Origin of the sequence: Streptomyces graminilatus, assembly GCF_001418565.1 — a bacterium.
Taxonomy (GTDB): Bacteria; Actinomycetota; Actinomycetes; order Streptomycetales; family Streptomycetaceae; genus Streptomyces; species Streptomyces graminilatus.
Genome location: NZ_LIQQ01000537.1, coordinates 1 through 3,523 on the forward strand (window position 1 = coordinate 1; position 3,523 = coordinate 3,523).

Below are 3,523 nucleotides of genomic sequence, written 5' to 3' on the forward strand. Positions count from 1 at the left end.
GAACGGCCGCCCCGCGCGCGGTGAGCCCCAGCCGCCGCAGCCGGTGCGCGAGATGGTCGGGACCGCCGCGCGACAGGGGCCGCCCGGCCAGCTTCCGCGACACGACCACGAGCACCACGTCCGCGCCGGCCACGGCGGTGAGCGCGAACAGCACCCCCGCGCTCGGCGCCAGCTCGTGCCCGGTGCGCACCACCACCGCCGCCGACGCCAGCACGAACCCGGTGAACAGGGACCCGCACGCGCCGAGGGCGATCCGCGCGGGATGCCAGTTGTGCATGAGGAACCCGGTGAGCGCGGCGGCCAGCACGCTCAGCAGCACGGCGAGCCCGTCGAGCACCTCGACGGCGGCACAGGCGGCGACCCCGAACGCGGTCAGCACCCCGACCGTCCCCACCAGCCCGTCGGCATGATCGAGGGCCCGGAAGGCGAGGGCGACGAACACGATCCAGAGGACGCCGAGCAGCCCGACCCCGAACCCCAGTTCCCCGTAAGGCACCACGAACGCGGCGGCGACGGCCGTACCGACGACAAGGAACCGCGCCTTCACCCGCCGTACGTCGGCCACCAGCCCGAGCGTGCCGACGCCCGCCCCGGCGGCGAGCAGCTCACCGACGCCGTCCCCGAGGGGGGCGTACCCGGTCCACTCCCCCGTCCACGCGACCAGCCCGGTCGCGAGGACGACGGCGAGCCCGCCGAGCAGTGGCAGAGGGCGCGCCCGGCGCCGGTCGAGCACGCCGAGGCGCAGGGCGAGGGTCCGCAGGAGGGCGGTCAGGACGGCGGCGAGGAGAAGGGCGGCGATGGCGGCGAGGATCCCGTAGAGCACGGGTTTACGTTAGGCGCAAATGTAACAATTATGTACGAATAACACGATCCGGGACGATCGGTTTTGATCGCCAGGCCACCGGCGGGCCCACCAGACCACCGGCGGGCCGGACACCGGCCCAGGCGAGCCTCAGCGATCCAGATCACTCGGCCGCTGACTACAGTGCGGGTCAAGATATGGGTAGTCTTTGACAGACTGGCTAAGTTACCGCTTAGTAATACCCGTAGCACCGCTCGGTAATACCGCTCGCAGGCCTGAGGAGCCCCGACATGCAACTCGCCGCGATCATCGTGTCGCTGGTCCTGACCGTGGTCGGCGTCGCGCTGCTCGCACGCGCCATCGGTCAGTTCGTCCGGTACTTCAAACTCGGCCAGCCGGTCCCGGCCGGCGCGCGGACGGACAACCCGTACCAGCGCAGCGTGACGCTGGTGAAGGAGTTCCTCGGCCACACCCGGATGAACCGGTGGGGCATCGTCGGCTTCGCGCACTGGTTCGTGGCGGTCGGCTTCCTGACCCTGCCGCCGACCCTCGCGCAGGCCTTCGGCCAGCTCTTCTCGGCCGACTGGACGCTGCCGGTCATCGGCGGCTTCCTGCCGTTCGAGCTGTACATCGAGTTCATCGGCGTGATGACGATCCTCGGCATCGCGGTGCTGATCGTCGTCCGCCTGCTCAGCCTGCCCTCGCGCCCCGGCCGCAAGTCCCGCTTCGCGGGCTCCAAGGCGGGCCAGGCGTACTTCGTCGAGTACGTCATCCTCACCATCGGCCTCGCGATCTACACGCTGCGCGGCCTGGAGGGCGCGATCCACCACGTCGAGCACTACGAGGCCGCGTACTTCGCCTCGTACCCGCTCGTCCTGGCCTTCAAGGGCCTGAGCACGACGACGCTCCAGAACCTGATCTACCTCACCGCGATGGTGAAGATCAGCACCTCGTTCATCTGGATGATCGTCGTCTCGCTGAACACCAACATGGGCGTCGCCTGGCACCGCTTCCTCGCCTTCCCGAACATCTGGTTCAAGCGCGAGGCGACCGGCGGCACCGCCCTGGGCGCCCTTCAGCCGATGACGTCCGGCGGCAAGCCGATCGACTTCACCGACCCGGGCGAGGACGACGTCTTCGGCGTCAGCCAGGTGGAGCAGTTCTCCTGGAAGGGCCTGCTCGACTTCTCGACCTGCACGGAGTGCGGTCGCTGCCAGTCGCAGTGCCCGGCCTGGAACACCGGCAAGCCGCTCTCCCCCAAACTGCTGATCATGTCGCTGCGCGACCACGCCCACGCCAAGGCCCCGTATCTGCTCGCGGGCGGCGGCAAGACGGCCGAGGGCGAGGAGAGGGCGAGCGAGGAGCAGCTGGCAGACGTACCGGCCGCCGCCCTCGCGGAGGCCGAACGCCCGCTGATCGGGACGGCCGAGGAGAACGGCGTCATCGACCCGGACGTCCTGTGGTCCTGCACGACCTGCGGCGCGTGCGTCGAACAGTGCCCGGTGGACATCGAGCACATCGACCACATCGTCGACATGCGCCGCTACCAGGTGATGATCGAGAGCGCCTTCCCGTCCGAGGCGGGCACGATGCTCAAGAACCTGGAGAAGAAGGGCAACCCCTGGGGCCTGGCGAAGAAGCAGCGCCTGGAGTGGCTCAAGGAGCTGGACTTCGAGGTGCCGGTCGTCGGCCAGGACATCGAGGACCTGACCGAGGTCGAGTACCTGTACTGGGTCGGCTGCGCGGGCGCCCTGGAGGACCGCGCGAAGAAAACCACGAAGGCGTTCGCGGAACTCCTCCACATCGCGGGCGTCAAGTTCGCGATCATGGGCGGCGACGAGAAGTGCACCGGCGACTCGGCGCGGCGACTCGGCAACGAGCCGCTGTTCCAGGAACTGGGCATGGAGAACGTCATGGCCCTGAACATGGCGTTCGGCGAGGAACTGGACGACGACGGCAAGGTGGTGCCGGAGTCCGCGAAGCCCAGGTCGGCCAAGAAGATCGTCGCCACCTGCCCGCACTGCCTGAACACCATCGGCAACGAGTACCCGCAGCTCGGCGGCGACTACGACACCATCCACCACACCCAGCTGCTCCAGCACCTCATCGACGAGGGCAAGCTGCTCCCGGTGACCCCGGTCGACGGCCTGATCACCTACCACGACCCGTGCTACCTGGGCCGCCACAACAAGATCTACACGCCTCCGCGCGAGATCATGTCGGCCGTCCCGGGCCTGCGCCAGCAGGAGATGCACCGCCACAAGGAACGCGGCTTCTGCTGCGGCGCGGGTGGCGCGCGGATGTGGATGGAGGAGCGCATCGGCAAGCGCATCAACAACGAGCGCGTCGACGAAGCCCTGTCCCTGAACCCGGACATCGTGTCGACGGCCTGCCCGTTCTGCCTGGTCATGCTGACCGACTCGGTCAACGGCAAGAAGAACGAGGGCAAGGCGAAGGAGTCCATCACGGTGGTGGACGTAGCCCAGCTCCTCCTGGAGTCCGTGAAGACCCCGGTCCCGGACGCCTCGGACGCCTCGGACGACCCGGACGACGACGAGCCCCCGGCGGGCGAGACGGAGTCGGAGAACGCACCGGAGCCGCAGCCGGTGAAGTGACCGTCCCGCTCCCCCCGCACGACCGACAGCCCCCTGCCCCTCGTACGGGCGGGGGGCTGTCGCAGTATGGGGGAGGCGGGCTGGGGCAGGGGCACGGGAACGGGAC

Annotated in this window: 2 protein-coding genes; one reads left to right on the forward strand and one right to left on the reverse strand. The window is 69.2% G+C overall.

Annotated features, from left to right (window positions below; translation table 11 throughout):
* The coding region (locus AOK08_RS35510) for an MraY family glycosyltransferase (protein WP_055533680.1) at positions 1 to 823 on the reverse strand (823 nt) is incomplete at its 3' end.
* A gap of 269 nt (positions 824 to 1,092) precedes the next feature.
* Here AOK08_RS35510 and AOK08_RS35515 point away from each other — a divergent pair.
* Entirely contained in the window at positions 1,093 to 3,417 is a 2,325-nt protein-coding gene (locus AOK08_RS35515; protein WP_055533679.1) for a heterodisulfide reductase-related iron-sulfur binding cluster, read from the forward strand.
* Positions 3,418 to 3,523: the final 106 nt, after the last annotated feature.